Origin of the sequence: Bacillus sp. 2205SS5-2 (assembly GCF_037024155.1) — a bacterium.
Taxonomy (GTDB): domain Bacteria; phylum Bacillota; class Bacilli; order Bacillales; family Bacillaceae_K; genus Bacillus_CI.
In genome coordinates this window covers 28,468-46,511 of record NZ_JAYKTS010000002.1, presented here as the reverse complement: position 1 = coordinate 46,511, position 18,044 = coordinate 28,468, and the positions used below count along the sequence as shown (strand labels likewise).

At 38.0% G+C, this 18,044-nt stretch carries 12 protein-coding genes and 1 other annotated feature; of the genes, 4 read left to right on the top strand and 8 right to left on the bottom strand.

The window, feature by feature from the left end; all coding sequences use genetic code 11:
• Positions 1-25 precede the first annotated feature (25 nt).
• On the bottom strand, positions 26-757 hold the full coding sequence (locus tag U8D43_RS01435) for a PRC-barrel domain-containing protein (RefSeq protein ID WP_335869178.1): 732 nt from the start codon (positions 755-757) through the stop codon (positions 26-28).
• A gap of 29 nt (positions 758-786) precedes the next feature.
• Positions 787-2,283, bottom strand: a complete 1,497-nt coding sequence (locus U8D43_RS01430) for a hypothetical protein (protein ID WP_335869177.1) — start codon at positions 2,281-2,283, stop codon at positions 787-789.
• A gap of 112 nt (positions 2,284-2,395) precedes the next feature.
• Between U8D43_RS01430 and U8D43_RS01425 the strand changes: the two genes are divergently transcribed.
• From U8D43_RS01425 to U8D43_RS01415, 3 genes are read left to right on the top strand one after another with little or no spacing between them, the layout of a single operon-like run.
• Positions 2,396-2,911: a type IV pilus modification PilV family protein gene (locus tag U8D43_RS01425; RefSeq protein ID WP_335869176.1), complete on the top strand. Its 516-nt coding sequence runs from the start codon at positions 2,396-2,398 to the stop codon at positions 2,909-2,911.
• Positions 2,850-3,449 carry a PilW family protein gene (locus U8D43_RS01420; protein WP_335869175.1) on the top strand — a complete coding sequence of 200 codons (600 nt, stop codon included), beginning with the start codon at positions 2,850-2,852 and terminating at the stop codon, positions 3,447-3,449. The genes U8D43_RS01425 and U8D43_RS01420 overlap by 62 nt, the downstream gene beginning before the upstream one ends.
• A 17-nt stretch (positions 3,450-3,466) precedes the next feature.
• Positions 3,467-5,437, top strand: coding sequence for a bactofilin family protein (locus U8D43_RS01415; protein ID WP_335869174.1), 1,971 nt, complete (start codon positions 3,467-3,469; stop codon positions 5,435-5,437).
• Positions 5,438-5,719: 282 nt separating this feature from the next.
• Here U8D43_RS01415 and U8D43_RS01410 read toward each other — a convergent pair whose 3' ends face one another.
• The 4 genes from U8D43_RS01410 to U8D43_RS01395 all read right to left on the bottom strand — a co-directional run bounded on the left by U8D43_RS01410 (position 5,720) and on the right by U8D43_RS01395 (position 14,784).
• On the bottom strand, positions 5,720-8,659 hold the full coding sequence (locus U8D43_RS01410) for a VWA domain-containing protein (protein WP_335869173.1): 2,940 nt from the start codon (positions 8,657-8,659) through the stop codon (positions 5,720-5,722).
• 321 nt (positions 8,660-8,980) lie between these two features.
• Positions 8,981-10,684 (bottom strand): diguanylate cyclase, encoded by a 1,704-nt coding sequence (locus U8D43_RS01405; RefSeq protein WP_335869172.1) that lies wholly within the window; start codon positions 10,682-10,684, stop codon positions 8,981-8,983.
• A gap of 81 nt (positions 10,685-10,765) precedes the next feature.
• Entirely contained in the window at positions 10,766-12,070 is a 1,305-nt protein-coding gene (locus U8D43_RS01400; RefSeq protein ID WP_335869171.1) for a bifunctional folylpolyglutamate synthase/dihydrofolate synthase, read from the bottom strand.
• 68 nt (positions 12,071-12,138) lie between these two features.
• Entirely contained in the window at positions 12,139-14,784 is a 2,646-nt protein-coding gene (locus tag U8D43_RS01395) for a valine--tRNA ligase (RefSeq protein WP_335869170.1), read from the bottom strand.
• Positions 14,785-14,838: 54 nt separating this feature from the next.
• Positions 14,839-15,066 (bottom strand) — a binding site (T-box leader).
• Between the two features lie 138 nt (positions 15,067-15,204).
• Between U8D43_RS01395 and U8D43_RS01390 the strand changes: the two genes are divergently transcribed.
• On the top strand, positions 15,205-15,396 hold the full coding sequence (locus tag U8D43_RS01390) for a YszA family small membrane protein (protein WP_335869169.1): 192 nt from the start codon (positions 15,205-15,207) through the stop codon (positions 15,394-15,396).
• Positions 15,397-15,411: 15 nt separating this feature from the next.
• On the opposite strand, the gene ysxE is transcribed toward U8D43_RS01390, so the two are convergent.
• Both ysxE and spoVID read right to left on the bottom strand, forming a co-directional pair.
• Positions 15,412-16,455: a spore coat protein YsxE gene (gene ysxE / locus U8D43_RS01385; protein WP_335869167.1), complete on the bottom strand. Its 1,044-nt coding sequence runs from the start codon at positions 16,453-16,455 to the stop codon at positions 15,412-15,414.
• Between the two features lie 288 nt (positions 16,456-16,743).
• A complete protein-coding gene (gene spoVID / locus U8D43_RS01380; RefSeq protein WP_335869166.1) occupies positions 16,744-17,853 on the bottom strand; it encodes a stage VI sporulation protein D in 1,110 nt (369 codons plus the stop codon).
• Positions 17,854-18,044: the final 191 nt, after the last annotated feature.

Here is an 18,044-nt window from a genome sequence, read left to right as displayed (position 1 = left end):
ATTTTCCCCCTTCTCTTACACACACCTAAGCTTCTACATTCATTGATAATTCAACAAACACTGATGGTCCTGCTGCTTTTGCTGCCAGGATATGAGCTTCTTCTAATTCTGTATCGGCAGCAATAATAACTGAGCCTGTTGGATCGTAAATATCTTTTGTTACTCTTTTCCCAACAAGTAAATTAACTTGTTTATTTTGTATTTGCTCAATACCTTGAGTCGGACTCACATCTTCTAGTAACTCTTCCACAACATCGTCTTTCTTCTCATCAAGGCTTGATTTAAAGTGATTAGTCGCTTCTTCTTGAACAATAATGATATCTTTTCCATAAGTTAAGACGTATTGTGCCTCAAGCAACGCTTCTTGGCTGTTTGTTTTGATCTGCATACCAAGGATAGACCCCGTATCGTCGTCAACCATAAATTCCACAACATCGCCAACAAGCTGACCTTTACGAGTCATTACTCTTGTATCATTTATTTTTATTTTTTTATTTACTAATGAATTTGCGATTGGAATCTCATTTAAATCAATGACAGCATTTTCATTGTCAACTGTGACGGCAAATTCACCAATGCCAATAACCTTTTTAAACGGAATTGCCTTCACACTTACTTGCCAGTCTTCATGTTCAATCGTTAAGAAATCCACAGAGCCTTTCTCTGGATTAATGACTAAAGATTTAACAGAACCAATTTCATTTCCATCTGCTATACTAATAATGGGTAGACCTTTCATTTCTGCACTCTTTTTCATGTCTTCACACCTATTCTCTAATATCTATTTTAATTGTTGTTCAGCCAATCTTTGTAAAACTGAAGCTGAGCGGATAAGACTGGATATTCTGAAAAGCGAGCATCGATGGACGATAAAAATTCATCCAGTAATGTGTATTTTTCCTGTTCAACGAAGTGATTCATTAGCAAGGTCGCAAACGTAAAATAATCTTGATCATGGAGTACCGGTTTTATATATTCTCTCAACTGAATTTCATAGTCTGCAGCGGAAAGGGTTTGCTTTTGAAAGTGAATTTGAGCAAGAATGGTCTGGAATAATTCATGAGCTACGGGTTTCACTGCTCTTTCCACCGGTAATTCTTCCTCGATCTGATATATCTCTTCATCCTTATTTGTTAATTCTTCCTTGCTGACGTGAACCACTTCGGCTACACTTATATCCAACTCTTCTGTGATTGAATCTCTTTCTACATTGTCAGCTTCGTCTGTACCTTCGATTATTTTCGAATCTTTTGTTCCTTCACCAACAAGCGCTTCTACTAACTTGTCTTCTGTTACTTCCTCGTCTATATCAGCTTCGCCTATCTCTTCTGTTACTGCATCTTCTTCAACATCTTCTTCAAACTTACTTAACCACTCTTCTAACAACAAGTCTTCATGAATATCCTCTGGTACAGCATCTACCTTTGGAGTCATTTCAGTGATTCCTGCTGCTACGTTTTCATTAGCTTGGTGAATATCGACGATTGGATCATCAATACCTTCTAGCTTTTTGGTATCCTCTTTATTTTCCGTTATATCTTCGACAATTTCCATAGGATTTCGCAAAAACCTTTCATTCCCCACGGATTTTCCGTCAATTTCTTCCTCATTCTTCAAATTATCGTTAACTTTTTCTAAAAATGTTTCATCATTAAGAATTTCTGCAAACAGAGCTTCTAAATCTTCTTCTTCCTCAACTTGAACTTCTTGGTCAGCAACTTCTGTCGAATGAACCATGTCTATTTCAATAGTATTTGCTTCATCCAAACTTTCCACTAGATCTTCTTCCACGGAAGGACTATCTTCTTCCAATAAGCTACCGAGGTCTCTCTTTTCTAGTATATTCTCTAGATTCAGCTCTTTCATAACGTCCGCTTGTTCCTCTTCAATCGTGTCGCTATTTTTTAGAATGGCTATTTCAGGATCGATTTCTATCAGTTTCTCAAGTACTATCTCTTCTTCCTCTTGAAGAATGTCTTCTAGTTCGATTTCTATCAAGTCTTTTTCTAAATCAGCTGCTACTTCTTCGTTGTTTAAATGAGAAAACAGTAGAGGACTCATTTTTTTCTGGATAAAATAGGTCGAACAGAAAATAAGAAGTATTAAGACGAGAAGAACTCCCCAAACGGGATATGATTGTACCGCCAGTATTCCAGCAACTGCGAGTAAACATGCAATTCCAGTTAATAAAAGCTTTCCTTTCAGGTTATAGCCTAATGGCAAATAATAAAGTATCGGAATAAGTACAACTAAGGCCAAAAGTACCATTATCAACTCTAACATGAGCTCATTCCCTCCCTTTCTAAAAATTTCTATTATTTTTGACTCACTTCCACAATATTCGACTACTAGATATTGTATAATAAACTCATGCATTTTAAAAGAAGGTGAAGGAATGAAACTGTTAAATTACTTAAAAAATAATCGCGCATTTACTTTATTGGAACTTCTTGTCTCGATTACGATCCTAAGCATTGTCCTCCTAAGTTTTATGAATTTCTTCTTACAAGCAGGTACACATACAAATTTAAATCAGAAAAAAACTGTCGCTATCAACGTTGCACGAAACGCTTTAATGTTTATGGAACAACAAAATTTTTTACAATTGAAAGATATCTACGCAGGCGTACATAACGGGACTATAGAATCAGATTCCTTTGCACTTCAACTAGTTATTTGCGACTCTGCTTATCAATACTTTGACACAAAAAGTACAGCTCCAGAAACTTGTGAGTCTATTTCTATAAATAATTTGAGTTATGATGTATCCATTTTTTCTGAAAAATTACCAGCAAACAAGCAAGAAGACTACTATATTCCTATTACAATTGAAGTGAGGTGGGAAGTGAATGATCGCGACTATCATACGACCTTGGATGGAACGATTAAAAGTGAAGATATCCGATCCTAGCGGTGTTACGTTGATCGAATTACTCGTCACAATTACGATCGCAAGCATTTTGCTACCTCTTACATATGGGACGTTTATTACAGGCTATAAAATATACGATAAAATTAGTATTGAGGGCCAACTTAGAGAAGATGCCGATTATGTTTCATCTCTTATCATGCAAGAAATGTATGCTCTTTCTTTTGATTATATTGAACAATGTGGTTCCCAAGGTCAATGTATTACTTTTGTAAATGCAAAAAATACAACAGTAGACAAACCAAAGGGAAAAGAATTTTATGATGTTGGTGAAGAAAGTGCCTCTTCCATAACTGAAACAACTCTGCAACTCGTAGAAGTAAACGGAAAATCCGCTTGGAAATTTGGTAATAGCATATTTGAAACTCCCTCATCCTTTGCTGGCTCAACAGTCACTTTTGATTGTTCTCAACAAGGAACAACAGAAGGATGCAAAAATGCCATATTAGACTTCCAATATACACTCGAAAATCCACGTTTAAAGCGAACGCTCACATTAGAAAGCCGATTTGGATTTTAGGAAAGGGGGCAGCACGTTTGAAAAATGAACAAGGAAACACTTTATTGAATGTCATGATTACGACACTAGTACTTGTCACCATCGGTTTAGCCATTGTGTCAGCTACCATTAGTGGTGCAAAACGAACCGAAGTCCGAGAGACTGATATTTCGATTACCTATGACGGCTTAAAAATAATCGATCAAATGACAGCTGATCTATCGTTGGAATCAAAAACATTCTCTCTAGTCAATCTTTCAGGATCATTATTAGACTCAAATCTATCATCTATCATTACAGGTTCAATCCTAAGTAAATATAAGTCGCTTGATTCGGTCTCGTGTGTGAATGTGATTGACGTAAGCCAAGATGCTCCAACATATTACGCAACAGGGGATGAAAATAAATGCTTAGGAGATAAACTCTCAACTTTAGAAACATTTTCAATCAATACAACAGATTACTTAACTAGGGTTCTCGAACTGGTCGTTGTTACGGAGACTCCTGACAGAGAAGAAGGTTTTGTGAAACGAACGGCACGAAAGCGAGTTATTTTATCTCCACTTCCTAGCTTTTTAAAATATGCAGTCGGGTCAGCTGGAACTCTAAGATTAAACGGATCTCCTAACATCGAAGGCAATCTATTTGCAAATTCCATCGCAATTCAAAAAGAGGCAGAATACGTTCTAACAAACAACACAACCAAAGATGTTGACACACCGTTTCCATCGATTCATGGAGATTTATACACGAATTCCAAAGAAAGTACCTACTCAGAATTCAGCTCAATCTTAACTCCAAATCATTTCTACAAAGGAAAAATTCCGCCATTAAAGAACGATAGTCAATTTGTGAATATTGATTTAGGTCAAACGATTCTTCAACAAACGGATGTTTTATTACCAGCCGGATTAATTAGTACTAATAATCCCCAAGACTTAGTCTCAACCATTACGTCTACCTATTCACTCGATTCCGTTACATCGGTTCCTAGTGATGTTTCGGTCTTTGAGGATGGGATATTAAAGGATATAACTGATTCCTTGTCTGGACTATTAGGAGGAGCTCTCAGTGACCTTCTGGCTGGTGGCAAAGATGTTATCTTTCAAATCGATAAAAATCTCACTAGTCCAGTCTCTGTATTAACCATTCCAGGTGATCTTGTTGTCAACGGCAACATAGAAGCCCTAAATTTGCCAGAACTCATTATCGATGGTGATCTCTATATTATCGGGAATGCACCCGTCAATTTAAAAAATATTGTCACAACTGGTAATGTATATATTTATAATGAGTCCGCAAGCTCTATAATCGACGGTGACATCATCTCAGCAGGAAGTATAGTGTTAGAAGGTCATAAAGACTTTTCAATTACCGGAAATATCTTCTCCCAAGATGATTTAACCATTAAGGTCTTTGATTCAGTCACATCAATCACAGGAAATATCGTTTCAAAAGGAAATTTAGTCATACAAGGTAACAACAATGAGATTTCTCAAAACGGATCAGAAGATGATAATGTGGCTTTCGATGCGGTAATGTATGTTGGAGGGTCTGCTATTGTTTCCAACTTAAACATACTACCAGTTGGGAATAGCGGAGATAAGCAACTTATTCTTTTATCTCAAGGTGATTTAACGATCACGAGAATGAATGAATTTTCCAACTTCGCTGATAGCGATGAAAAAGGCAACTTACCCAATGATGCTAGTATTAAGCCGTTAAAAGCTTTCTTTTACACCGATGGAGTCGCAGAGCTCTATGGTGTAGGATCCTTGTTTTACATTGACGGAGGCGTTTTCTCAAAAGATGATTTAATCATTAATTCAATTCGTGGTGATATTTCATCGATTGATCACGCAAATACGACTGTAACCGGTGCTTCTCAAATCGATCACTATTCTCGATTTAATGTTGATTATAACCGTGATGTGCTCCTTCAGAAGATTGATTTTCTGCCACAGGTTGAAAACCTAACCCTTTTTAGCGATTCAGTAGTAGTAGATTAAGTGTCGATATAAGAATAGCCAATAAACACTTGTTTCTTTTTCAAAGGCTGTTTTCGCAAAGATTGTTGCTTTTCGAACCAGTCTATAAATGGTGATATCGCTTTGTTTCGGGCATCATTTCGTCTATTTTTGATGGGTATTAACAGTAAAAAGGAGGATTCCATCTAAAATTAGACTAACAGCAACAATGTGTACGAAACGAGCCATATGAAAAGAGCCTTCAAAAAAACCGCTAGCAAGGAATTCCCGCTAGCGGTTTTTCTTCTGTTACACTTGTTCAGTTTACCATCTTCCATCTAAGTTGCCTGTTTCATTTCCCGTACCACCATCATCGTCGGATTCAAAATTAAAAATAGCATTATCTTCGATGTCGCCTTCTACCTGATCATATTCTTCTGCTACCGCCGTAATGGTCACTGGTCCTATTTTCAATGCTTTTGCATACCAGATGCCATTTTCTTCAAAAATAGAAACCATTTTTGCGTCAGACGCAACTACATTTGTGATTGTTTTATTGGTTGCATTCTCAGGATAATACTTTATCAGCGAATTGAGTTCGATCGGATTCTCTGAAAGGGTGAGAACAAAACGTTCTTTCGTAAATTGAATTTCTTCTAGTTTTACATAAGGACTAAGAACTTTAATGGGAACTTTCACGACAATTCCACTTCCGTCTTGTGTTTGTATAATTAAGTTCGTTTGCCCTACTTTTAATCCTACCACTTGATCTTTATCGCCTCTAACACTAGCAATGGACGTATCTTCTATCGAAATCGACAAAGCATGATTCGTGGCATCCAGCGGCTGAATATCCACTAAAAAAGCAAGAGACTGTCCTTCTAATACCTCAATTGGGTTTGGTGTAACTGTTATGCTTTCTATCCATTTATCAATGAATACTGATTTACTAATTGTGAGTTCTGATAAAGAAAAGCCACCTTCCGCTCTCATTTCAATTGTATTTTCCCCAATCTTTGTTAACGTAACACTTTCTTCTGCCGTCAAAGGAGACCAGTCCGTCCAACCTTCTACCGTTTCTGTTCTGTAAAAGTAATTAAGGTCATTCCCTGCGATCAGTTTTGATAGTTTTACCACAACATCTGCAAGCGTATGATCGCCATGAAATAAGTTAACCCCACTGCCTTTTTCTTTCATTGAAAAATCAGGAGTAAAATACATCGTCACTGTTTCACCCGTCGAATAAGTCACATCAATAGCGGTGTTGTTTGAACCTGATTTAAAGTTGATGTCCTTTACAGGTAATTCCTTCAAATCAAACGGATTAGGAAACGCAGTTGTTGCCAACTCTTGCTTTTTCGTTTTATCTACTTTTTTGATAATCCCACCAGCATACCCATCGTATGCAATTAGTGTAGACCCTTCAATCGTATTTAGCCGGACCTTGCTTGAAATACGATTTCCACTGGATGGGATTGTCGCATACGATGTTTCAGTAAATCGAGAATCTGCGTAATCCACCTTGGCACTTGGCATCGACACATTATTTATGGCCCAATCTGTTTGGAGCAGAAGATCTACTTCGAATCCATTTGTTGTGAATTGTCCGTCCGTGTACGGCAATGTTTGAAGAACCTTGATGATCGCAACATTTTTTCCATCTTGTGTGGTTTGAGTCACATTCAGGCTTTCTACAATTTTCACACCAGTTGGTAAAGGCTGAACAATAGAGAGGCTGTTTAGCGCTCCGTTTACTCCCTTCGCGTTCACAATCATTCCAGGAGAGATTGTGTAATGGACGTTAAATTGGTTAGACTTTATATTTGTTTCTTCTTTAATTAAGTTGTGAAGAGGATTTGCTATTCCTTTAACATTCATTTCACCAATTAATGAAGCTGGAGCATTGTCCTTTACAATGATAGTGGCAGACTTTCGAATTGGTGTGGCTAGCCCATCATAGGTAAGTTGAATATTATCAAAGGTATACGTTCCCTTTTCAGTAAATTCTAGTGGAAGAGTTAAGTCTTTCGGACTTGGTGTTCCTTTGTCTATCTCATAAGTAAAAGTATGGTTCAAATATAGATTATCTCCTTCTTGACGAACCGTTGATCCAGAAGGTAAAACCACTTTCCCCTTATACTTACTAATATCTATTTTAATTTCAGCATTAATTTTTGGAGCTGAAATCTGTTCAGAAATTTTCATAAACACAGAAGATAAATCCTCTTTGTCCGAAGCAGCAATAGCATCCGCTCCAGTGGCGTCTGACAAATCCTTCAAATATTGCTTGTGTTGATCTAACAAGCCATCTCCAAAAGCAATGGAGTACACTTTAACCCCTTTTGCTGATAGCTGCTTAACTGTAGATATATCATTCCCCTTTATAAGCTGGATATAGGAAGTGGCATCAATATTACCTAAAGAAATAACTTGTCCATCCCTTCTAAAATAGCCATTATTACCTGACTTTGTCGTGGAAAGTTTAGGATTCGCTATTTTTCCAGAATTAAGGTAAACCGATGCGTTATAGTACACGACCATCTCTTCTGTAACCTCTGCTTCTTCATAAATTGGATAACAAATCTTCCCTCCCCACCATGTTCGATAGCATTCTTTGCCTATTTTCTCTTTCTTTTCATAGGTCACCAACTCTGTACTTTGAGAATGAGTAGCTTGACCATCGGTTAAAAAGATAACATTTTTATCATGATTATTTTCGGAAAATAACTGAAGGGCTTGATTGAATGTACTTGTATAATTTGTTCCTCCGGCTGCGACAAAAGTAGTAGCTCTTGTTTGAATATAGTCTAGCTTTGCTGCGTTATCACGAAATGAATCATTAGAAAGTGTTACTACATTGTTACTATTTACGTTGTCACTAAATGGAACTAAGCCAAATTGATCCTGACTATTTTGACCTTTAAAATAGGTAACGGCCTCGTTCAATGCTTGTTTGGCACTTCCAAGTCTAGTTTTATCTAGTAGATTTGAATTTGCTACTACCTCTTTCATCGACCCAGAAGTATCCATTATAAAAAGGGTATCCACAGGATCACGAGTGGTTGGTGCATCCCCCTTTGGCGTCAGAGAAAAGTCTAATCTCCCCTCAGCGTTTGCGTCTTGAGGCTTTAGTAATACATCTTGTGAAGGATTTACCGTGAAGTCAATTGAAGGGCTCTGAGCTGCGGATGCAAAAGAAGTAGAAAATAATACAAAAAAGAAAATTAATGCAGGATAACGGATGATTTTAAATCGTGTACTCATAATGACCACCTCCCTAGTAATGTTTCTAATAGGCTGTTTTCACAAAGATTGTGGCTTTTCGAATTAGTCCCTATTTTGTGATGAAGAATGATTTCGGGCATTCTCTCGCATTATTTTCAACTCGAAATAAGGAAAGAAAAGTGTGTTTCCATCCGTTTTTATATGCTAGAGCCACAAAGTATGCGAAAAGAGCCTACTAATAATAACAGTGTCTATATACTTACTACTATTATACCAATCTAGTTCTGTCGATTATAGTAATAAATGCAGAAAAATAGTAGAAGAAAGATAAAAAGCTCTATTTAATTGCATAGAGCTTCATTATTTGGCATATTCCGCGACCCGATTTCGCCCAGCTCGCTTCGCCCCAATATAGAGTGCGCGGTCTGCATTACGAATAAGAGTTATTCCGTCCTCACAATCTACTGGAGCAGACGCTACACCAATACTCGCTGTAATTCGGACTTTTTCACGCCGACTCTGCTGACTAAGACTGTTTTGAACCGTGAACGGGCGGCTTTCAATGCCTTGACGAATTTTTTCCGCTTGCTTTAAGGTTTCCACTTTCGTCATATCAGGAAAAAGAACGACAAATTCCTCTCCACCGTAACGAGCAACCGTCCCATGATGACCGACAATCATCGTAAGTCGGAGGGCCAGTTCCCGAAGAACATCGTTTCCACTCTCATGTCCGTACGTATCGTTGATATTTTTAAAATGGTCTAAATCTAAAATGATCAAGGATAGCTCCTGTCTCTTCCCTTCATATAACGCCTGAAATTCTTTGTTCAGTAATTCATCGAAATAGCGATAATTATAGAGACTCGTTAACGCACAATGCTCACTTTGACGTTTGGTCTCCTCGTAATATCGAGCGTTTTGAATCGCAACACCAAAATAAGAGCATAAAATATCGACAATCATAAGCTGGAATTTTTGATAGGTTTTCGGTTTTTCAGAAGCTAGTAAAAGGACACCCTCCACTTTTTGGTTACGGACGATGGGTACGCTTATTACACTCTCAACATTACTAGGCATATACCCCTCAGCAATTGGAGCCCATTCTTTCTTACGGTTGTATAATACTGCTCTGCCACTTGCCCAAACTTGCCCACTTATTCCTTCATTGAGGCGGTGGGCAGGCAGGTTATTCGGCATTTCTTGACCTTTTTCGACTCTCTTTAAAAGTTCTAGGCGATCCGTTTTTACATTTAAAATATAAGCATAGTCCACCGGAAGAGTTTGAGTAATGCTATGTAGAAACACATCGAGCACTTCATTTATTTCTAATCTTTCTGTTAGTTCGTGACCAATCTCCGCCGCTTTTTGTAAGCTTTCATTTACGTCTTCTGATGATTTGTACATATTCAATAAATAGCTAACACTTAATACGGGAATACCGATTAAAAAGAAGGAAATCATCCCTAACTCTTGGTTGAGGAAATATAAAATTAACCCCACCGGAAACATCGTTAACGTCGAAATACCATCCCAGATCATATCTTCACTAATGAAGGGGCGTTTCTTTCCAATTAGATTATGAAAATAAAATAACAATAGCTGATTACCGACGATTCCAACGATTACGTAGGCAATGGAAGGTAGGAACATGTCCGCAAAATCAACAGATCCTGTTTTACCTCCAAGACCCAAATAGACTAAACCTGATGCAATAGAAATGATAAAAAACATGGCAGAATTTAATGGAAAGCGATAAAAATCAGTTTTACTTATTTTCAAACGAATCATTAATGGGATAATCGAAAATTGAATTAATACTACTTCAAAAAATAATCCATATTTTAAAAACGCTGCAAAAGCTATCGTTTGTATCATGAAAACTGGTGTACCATTTATGACGATAGGTAAGAGGGCAACCATAGTTGCTAAAACTAGAAAAAAAGTGACTTGGAGCATGCTATCTACCTCAGGAGGAAAGGTAAGGTAGGTTATCCAAACACCTATTGGAACAATTGCCAACCAAACTGACCAAATGATGTTTTTTGCTTTTGATGATGTTGCCAATTTCCCGCCTCCTTCTGCGTTTTCTAGGTATATCCTACCAATATTCTATCAAATCCGCAGAAAATTGTCACACGAATTATTTTATTTTTCTAATAATTCCACTACGAGTGGTTTGACTTCTGAGAGAAAATACAAGGAACCCGTAATGACCAATAAATCATCTTCTCCCATTTCACTTATTTTTCCCTCCAGATACTCTTTCCAATATAAAGAATAGCCTGTATGTTGTTCCTCAGCAATTTGTGACAATTGTTCGAGAGACGGGGCCCGCGGGAAGTCAAATGTAGTTAACACAATTCTATCTGTCACCTTTTTTAAATCCTCGATCATGGGGGAGACCTCTTTATCTGCTAAAGCCGCAAATAAAACGGAAATGTGCTTCTGAGAAAATTTTCTCAATAGTGTCTCTCTTAATGCAGATATTCCTTCCGGATTATGGGCTCCATCCACTAATACCATTGGAGAATAAGATAAAATCTCCATGCGAACTGGCCAATAAGCCGCCGCTAGCCCTGCACGAATTTGATTTTCGCTTATTTGGAAGCCTGAATAATTTACAAGCCACTCTATGCTTTTTATTGCCAACGAGGCATTTTCGACTTGATGTTCTCCGTGCATTGAAATAGAAAGATTCTCTATCGATAAACTTGAAGATTGATAAGAAAAGGTTTCTCCCGAATCGTTTGGATAGTAGTCTTTTATGAAAAAATCTTCCTTCAATGAAAAGAGAGATGCCTTTCTTTCAAGACTTCGTTCTCGAATTACTTCTAGAGCGGACTGTTGCTTGACGCATGTGATAATTGGCACTCCAGGTTTTATTATCCCAGCTTTTTCTTCGGCTATTTCTTTTAGGCTATTTCCCAATATTTGCGTATGGTCCAAACCAATAGATGTGATAATTGAGAGCTCCGGAACAACCACATTGGTTGAGTCCAACCGTCCCCCTAGCCCCACTTCTAACAACAAGATATCTACCTTCTGCACATTCGCAAAATAGTAAAAGCACATGGCTGTAATAATTTCAAATTCTGTCGGAATCCACTCGCCTTCTTTTTCCACTTCTTCGACAATTGGTTTTATCATCTTCACCAGATTCAGAATTTCTAAATCCCCGATAGGCTGACCGTTTACGCTAATGCGTTCGTTAAATGTTTCTATATAGGGTGAGGTAAACGAACCGACGTCATACCCAGCTTCGTGAAGGATAGCTCGCATATAGGTTAACGTCGATCCTTTTCCATTTGTTCCACCGATATGAACCGCTTTTACTTTTTCTTCAGGATGATGAAGTTTTTTTAACAGAGCATTCATTCGTTGCAAACCTGGCTTCATTCCAAATCGTAGCCGAGAATGAATCCATTTAAGAGCTTCTTCATATGTATTCATACTGTTTTCCCCTTTAGATTTATATAGGAAAGGAGGAACCTTGAAGAGGCAAGGTTCCTCCTTTAACATTACTCGCTTTTTAATTCCGCAATACGCGTTTCAACTGTTTGACGTTTTTCTAAATAATTTCTTTCTTTCTCACGCTCTTCATCTACAACGCTTTGCGGGGCTTTGCTGATAAATCGTTCATTATTCAATTTTCCTTGAACACGCATGACTTCTTTATTCCATTTTTCTCGTTCTTTTTCTAAACGAGCAATTTCTTCGTCGATGTTGATTAAACCGGCTAATGGTAAATACAATTCTGCACCAGTCACTACCGCTGACATACTCTTTTCTGGTGCCGTTAATGTCGTAGATAATTCTAAAGTTTCCGGATTACAGAAACGGTCGATATACCCTGCATTTTTCTCAAGAATCGCTAAAATCTTTTCATCTTTTGCTTTGATGAGCAAGCTTACTTTCTTGCTCAGTGGTGTATTTACCTCTGCACGAATATTTCGTACTGAACGAATAATTTCAACAAGAAGTTTCATCTCTCCAGCTGCTGCTTCATCAGAAAGCTCCGACTGTACGGTTGGCCATGCAGCAATGGTTATGGACTCACCATTATGAGGGAGGTTTTGCCAGATTTCTTCAGTGATAAATGGCATTAATGGATGAAGTAGACGCATCGTTTGATCTAGCACATAGGCGAGGATACTACGAGTTGTCTTCTTCGCTGCTTCAACTTCCCCGTATAAAGGAAGCTTCGCCATTTCGATATACCAATCACAGAAATCATCCCAAATAAAGTTATAAAGCACGCGACCTACTTCACCAAATTCGTACTTATCGGAAAGATTTGTTACACTCTCAATGGTTTCATTTAAACGGGTTAAGATCCATTTATCAGCAACGGATTTTTCACCTGTTAAGTCGATTTCTTCATATTTCATACCGTTCATATTCATTAAAGCAAAACGGGAAGCATTCCAAATCTTATTTGCAAAATTCCAAACAGATTCTACCTTTTCGATACTAAAGCGCAGGTCTTGACCTGGGGATGATCCAGTTGATAAGAAATAACGCAAAGCATCTGCTCCGTACTTATCAATTACATCCATTGGATCCACGCCGTTGCCAAGCGATTTACTCATTTTTCGCCCTTGCTCATCACGTACTAGTCCATGAATAAGTAAGTCTTCGAATGGGCGTTTTTCCGTAAACTCTAGTCCTTGGAAAATCATCCGTGATACCCAGAACGTAATAATATCGTAACCGGTAACCAGTACGTTTCCTGGATAATAACGCTGATAGTCTTTTGCACTTTCATCTGGCCAACCCATTGTTGAAAATGGCCATAATGCAGATGAGAACCAAGTATCCAATACGTCAGTATCTTGCTCCCAATTTTCAATATCAGCTGGCGGCTCATGGTCAACATAAATTTCGCCTGTTTCTTTATGATACCATGCTGGAATGCGGTGTCCCCACCATAGTTGGCGAGAGATACACCAATCACGAATGTTTTCAATCCAATGCATATAAATTTTTTCGAATCGCTCAGGTACAAATTGAACTTTTTCTTCCGATTTCTGAAGAGCAATGGCTTGCTCAGCCAGTGGCTGCATTTTTACGAACCACTGAGTCGATAAATATGGCTCAACAACTGCTCCACTTCGTTCAGAATGCCCCACAGAGTGATGGTGGTCTTCGATATTAAATAAGACTCCAGCATCCTGTAAATCTTTAACGAGTTGCTTACGGCATTCGAAGCGATCCATGCCTTTATATTTGCCTGCGTTTTCATTCATTGAGCCATCTTCATTCATCACAAGAATTCGTTCTAGGTTATGACGGTTACCGATTTCAAAGTCATTTGGATCATGAGCAGGCGTAATTTTAACCGCTCCTGAACCAAATTCCATATCCACATAATCGTCGGCCACAATCGGAATTTCTCGGTTTGTGATCGGTAAGATAACCGTTTTTCCAATCAAATGATTATATCGCTCATCATTAGGATGAACAGCAACAGCCGTATCGCCAAGCATCGTTTCTGGTCTTGTTGTCGCAATCTCAATTGCACCAGACCCATCAGCCAGTGGATATCTCATATGATAAAATGCGCCTTGAACATCCTTATAAATAACTTCAATATCCGATAAAGCCGTCTTGGTTGAAGGATCCCAGTTAATAATGTAATCGCCACGATAGATTAACCCTTTTTTATAAAGTGTAACGAATACTTCACCAACAGCATCTGATAGTCCTTCATCTAAGGTAAAACGCTCACGACTGTAATCTAGTCCCAGCCCAAGTTTTGACCATTGGTTTCGAATAAACCCAGCATAATCCTCTTTCCATTTCCACGTTTCGGCTACAAATTTTTCACGCCCTAAATCATAACGCGAAATACCTTCCATACGAAGCTTTTCATCTACTTTCGCTTGGGTGGCAATTCCTGCGTGGTCCATTCCTGGCAGCCACAGGACGTCAAATCCCTGCATCCGTTTCATTCTCGTTAAAATATCTTGAAGTGTTGTATCCCAAGCGTGACCTAAGTGAAGCTTTCCTGTTACGTTCGGAGGAGGAATAACAATCGTGTAAGGCGTTTTACTTTCATCATCCTTCGCTTCAAAATATTTTCCTTCTAGCCACCATTGATAGCGTCCCTTTTCAATAGAATTAGGATCATATTTCGTCGGCATAGTTAGTTCTTGGTTCTCCATTTTTTTCCTCCTTAAAATGTGAATTCTTAGAAAACAAAAAACTCCCATCGTCAATAAAAGGACGAGGGAGTGTATTCGCGGTACCACCTTTTTTCTAAATAGAATCCTCTATTTAGATCTTCATTAAAATAACGGCAATTCACCGGCTTCTACTATACCTAGTGTTTCATAGAAGCTGCTTCCGGGCGACATTCTATTGGGTTAACTTAGGAAATGTTTCAGCAAGCCATTTCCCTCTCTAAAAGTAAGTACCAATATACTCTTCCCGTTCAAGGCATTTTCAAGTATGTATATTTATAGTATATAAAAAATGGTGTCAACGTCAATCATTATCTCATAAAAATTTGTTTTTATACCTATTTTCAAGATATCACGCTTTTTCTCCCTACACATAAGCTGTAAAAAAAGGAGGAACGAATAATGCGACGAAAATACAACCCCTACCTTTTACCTTCATGGCTTCGAACTTGTAGAGGTGTATGTGCCCAATTGATTGTTCCATTTACCATCTTCCAACTAATTCGGACATTTTTATTTCCAACTACGTTTGATGTAATGCTGCTGATCCTATTTGTGGCTCTCGCCCTCGCTATCCGCTTGGAATGGATATAAAAAGGAGCTTTCCTGTTAGGAAGAAGCTCCTTCTTGATTAGCTTCAGCCGCTTCGGCTTTTTTCTTTTGTTCTAATTCTTCCATTTTCATGACGATATATTCTATATTTTTCAATCCCCAATACTGACGTTGTAGTTTTTTTATTAATTTCGCTTCATTCTTTTTTTCACGATGGTGATATTCTTCGACTACTTTTATTACTAACGACGGATACGCCAAATAACTTAAAAACAGTAGATTTTCTTCTTCGCGAAATGGGAAATGCTGAAAATAAGTTGATAACCATTCAAAGCACTCATCATTTGGCTTCGGGTAGGTTTGTAGAGTTCGTGAAATAAATGGGATTAAATCATGTATTGGAGAAGCCGTTTTCGTGTCTTCAAAATTACTAAAAAATCCTAAGCCTCTTTCATCAAATAAAAAATGTTCAGAAGACAGCTTCCCGTGTATCATTACGGTTCGTACTTTATCTTTTTCCTTGGTTTCTTCGTACCAAGAATCTAACTTTTTTCGAGAAAATCGTATCGATTGGGAGATTTCATAATAATACGTACAAAATAATAATTCAAAGGGAGACATATATATTTTTTTTTCACACCGGTCCAAAAACTCATCTATAAACTCTGTTTGTTTATCCCACTTTTCTGTCGTCATTTCGTAATGCTCTTGTCGCTCCTCAACTTTAATAGGTCGCTCACTTGTAGAAAGATGGTGTAAGCGAGCCAACTCGCGAAATAGCTTTTGATGTTTTTCATGACGATCCTCTTTTTCCACATTGATGAGCCAAGGCATTAAATAATATAACCCTTCTTCTTGCCAAACAGCGTAGCGTCCATCCATCGTTGGATAAATAGGAACGATCCGGTTATAGCCTTGCTGATATAGGTATTGAACACTACTGACAAAATCTATTCCTTTTTCAGGTTGAATTTTTTTTAATGCGAATGTTCCTTTACTGCTATATACTTTACTGACTTTGCCTAACTCTTCTATGAAGTGTGGCTCGATTCCGTAATTCTGCAAAATCGGAGAAAGTCTATTTAAGCGATTGGTTTCCATGACTCCACCTTCTTTTTATTTAGCTCTTATCGTAAACTTTATTGCTCCTGACATGACGAAAAAACAAGCAGTAAGGTTTTTTCATGTGTTTTCCTACTTTTTGTCGAGAAATAAAAAATTTATTGTAAGGAAAAGAGCACGAAGTCATACCAGTAAAGATTTCATTCCTTTTCGAACCTCCACAATCTTCGCGGAAGTAGCCTTTTAATTTGCTAAAAGAAACGGACTATTGTATGGAGATGAATGAAAAAAGGAAGAGCAAGGTTTCCCCTGCTCACAATAAAGTCACTATTTATATGCAGGGGTATATGGGATATATAAGACTTGCCCCTCATATACATCTTTTGTAACGTCTAATTGATTCACTCTCAGGAGATTCTGAACACTTGTTTCATATTTTTCAGCAAGACCGTCAATGGTATCTCCTTCTTGTACAATACAAACTTTCAACTTCGCAGGGATATCCTCATCTTTTCGTGCAAAGAAATCAGTTAAGGAAATCGACTCATATTTATCTTTTTTATTTTTGGCTTTTTTCACAGGCTGAACAACACTGCTCTCTTCTTCACTTTCCTCAAACTCCATTTGTGAAGACGACGACTCCTCTTCTAGGTAGTTTGCATCTGATGAGGAGGAACTGCTCGAACTGGACGACTCATCCGTATCAGGAACGCTAAACATATGTTCAAATGGTGAGTCTTGCTTTCTTTGTTCTTCTTCATAATGAAAAACGGGTGGTGAATCTTTTTTCTGATTCTTAACTTCAACTGGGACATCATCGTCTTGAACTCTTTCTTTTTTCGCTTCTAAATAGAAGGGTTCATACTCTTCATTCGACGGCAATTCAGCCTGAGGTGTGTCTTCTATTTGAATTTCTATGGCTTCCTCCAGCGCCGCTGTACGAGCAAGTGGTTCTAACACTCTTTCTCCTGAAATATCAATTGCTTCTTCTTGTGATTCACTTTCAATACCCATGATGGTTAAGTCAGCTGTTAATTTTAGACAAGCATTTTCCGGTACAATGTAATCAAACGAATCAACAAACACATCAATGGAATCTAGATTAGAAATACGATTTTTTGGGATCGTGATGTCAACTGGAAAGCTATGAGAAAACGCACATTCCCCTTCACTATCACGTTCAACCTTTGATACGAGCTTGCCATATTTCTTTTCTTCTGACCAATCTTCCTGAACATTTTCTTCTTCTAACTCTCCTCCAATATATTCACCCGTTAACTCTAGATGTCCGCGAATTAAAACATATTGTTCTTGTTCTTGAATCGTAATATGAGGATCTAGGGATATGGAACGTAATTCCTCCACTTCCTGTCCTCTTTTAAACCAAATGGATTCCTCTAATGAGAACCTTAAACAAGATGGCTGTCCTTGTGTCAACGGTAATCCTCCTTTCAAATCACAAAAGCTTTGTATATCACTACCACTTTATGTGAAATACACAAAGATTATGATACCCTTTCACAGAATAACAAGAAAAGCGGAAGTGGCTGCTCTGAGGCGGCAGGCAAATGACACAACACAGAGGAAATCCTGATTTCCGGCGTGGTGTGGCATTTGACCCGAGCCTC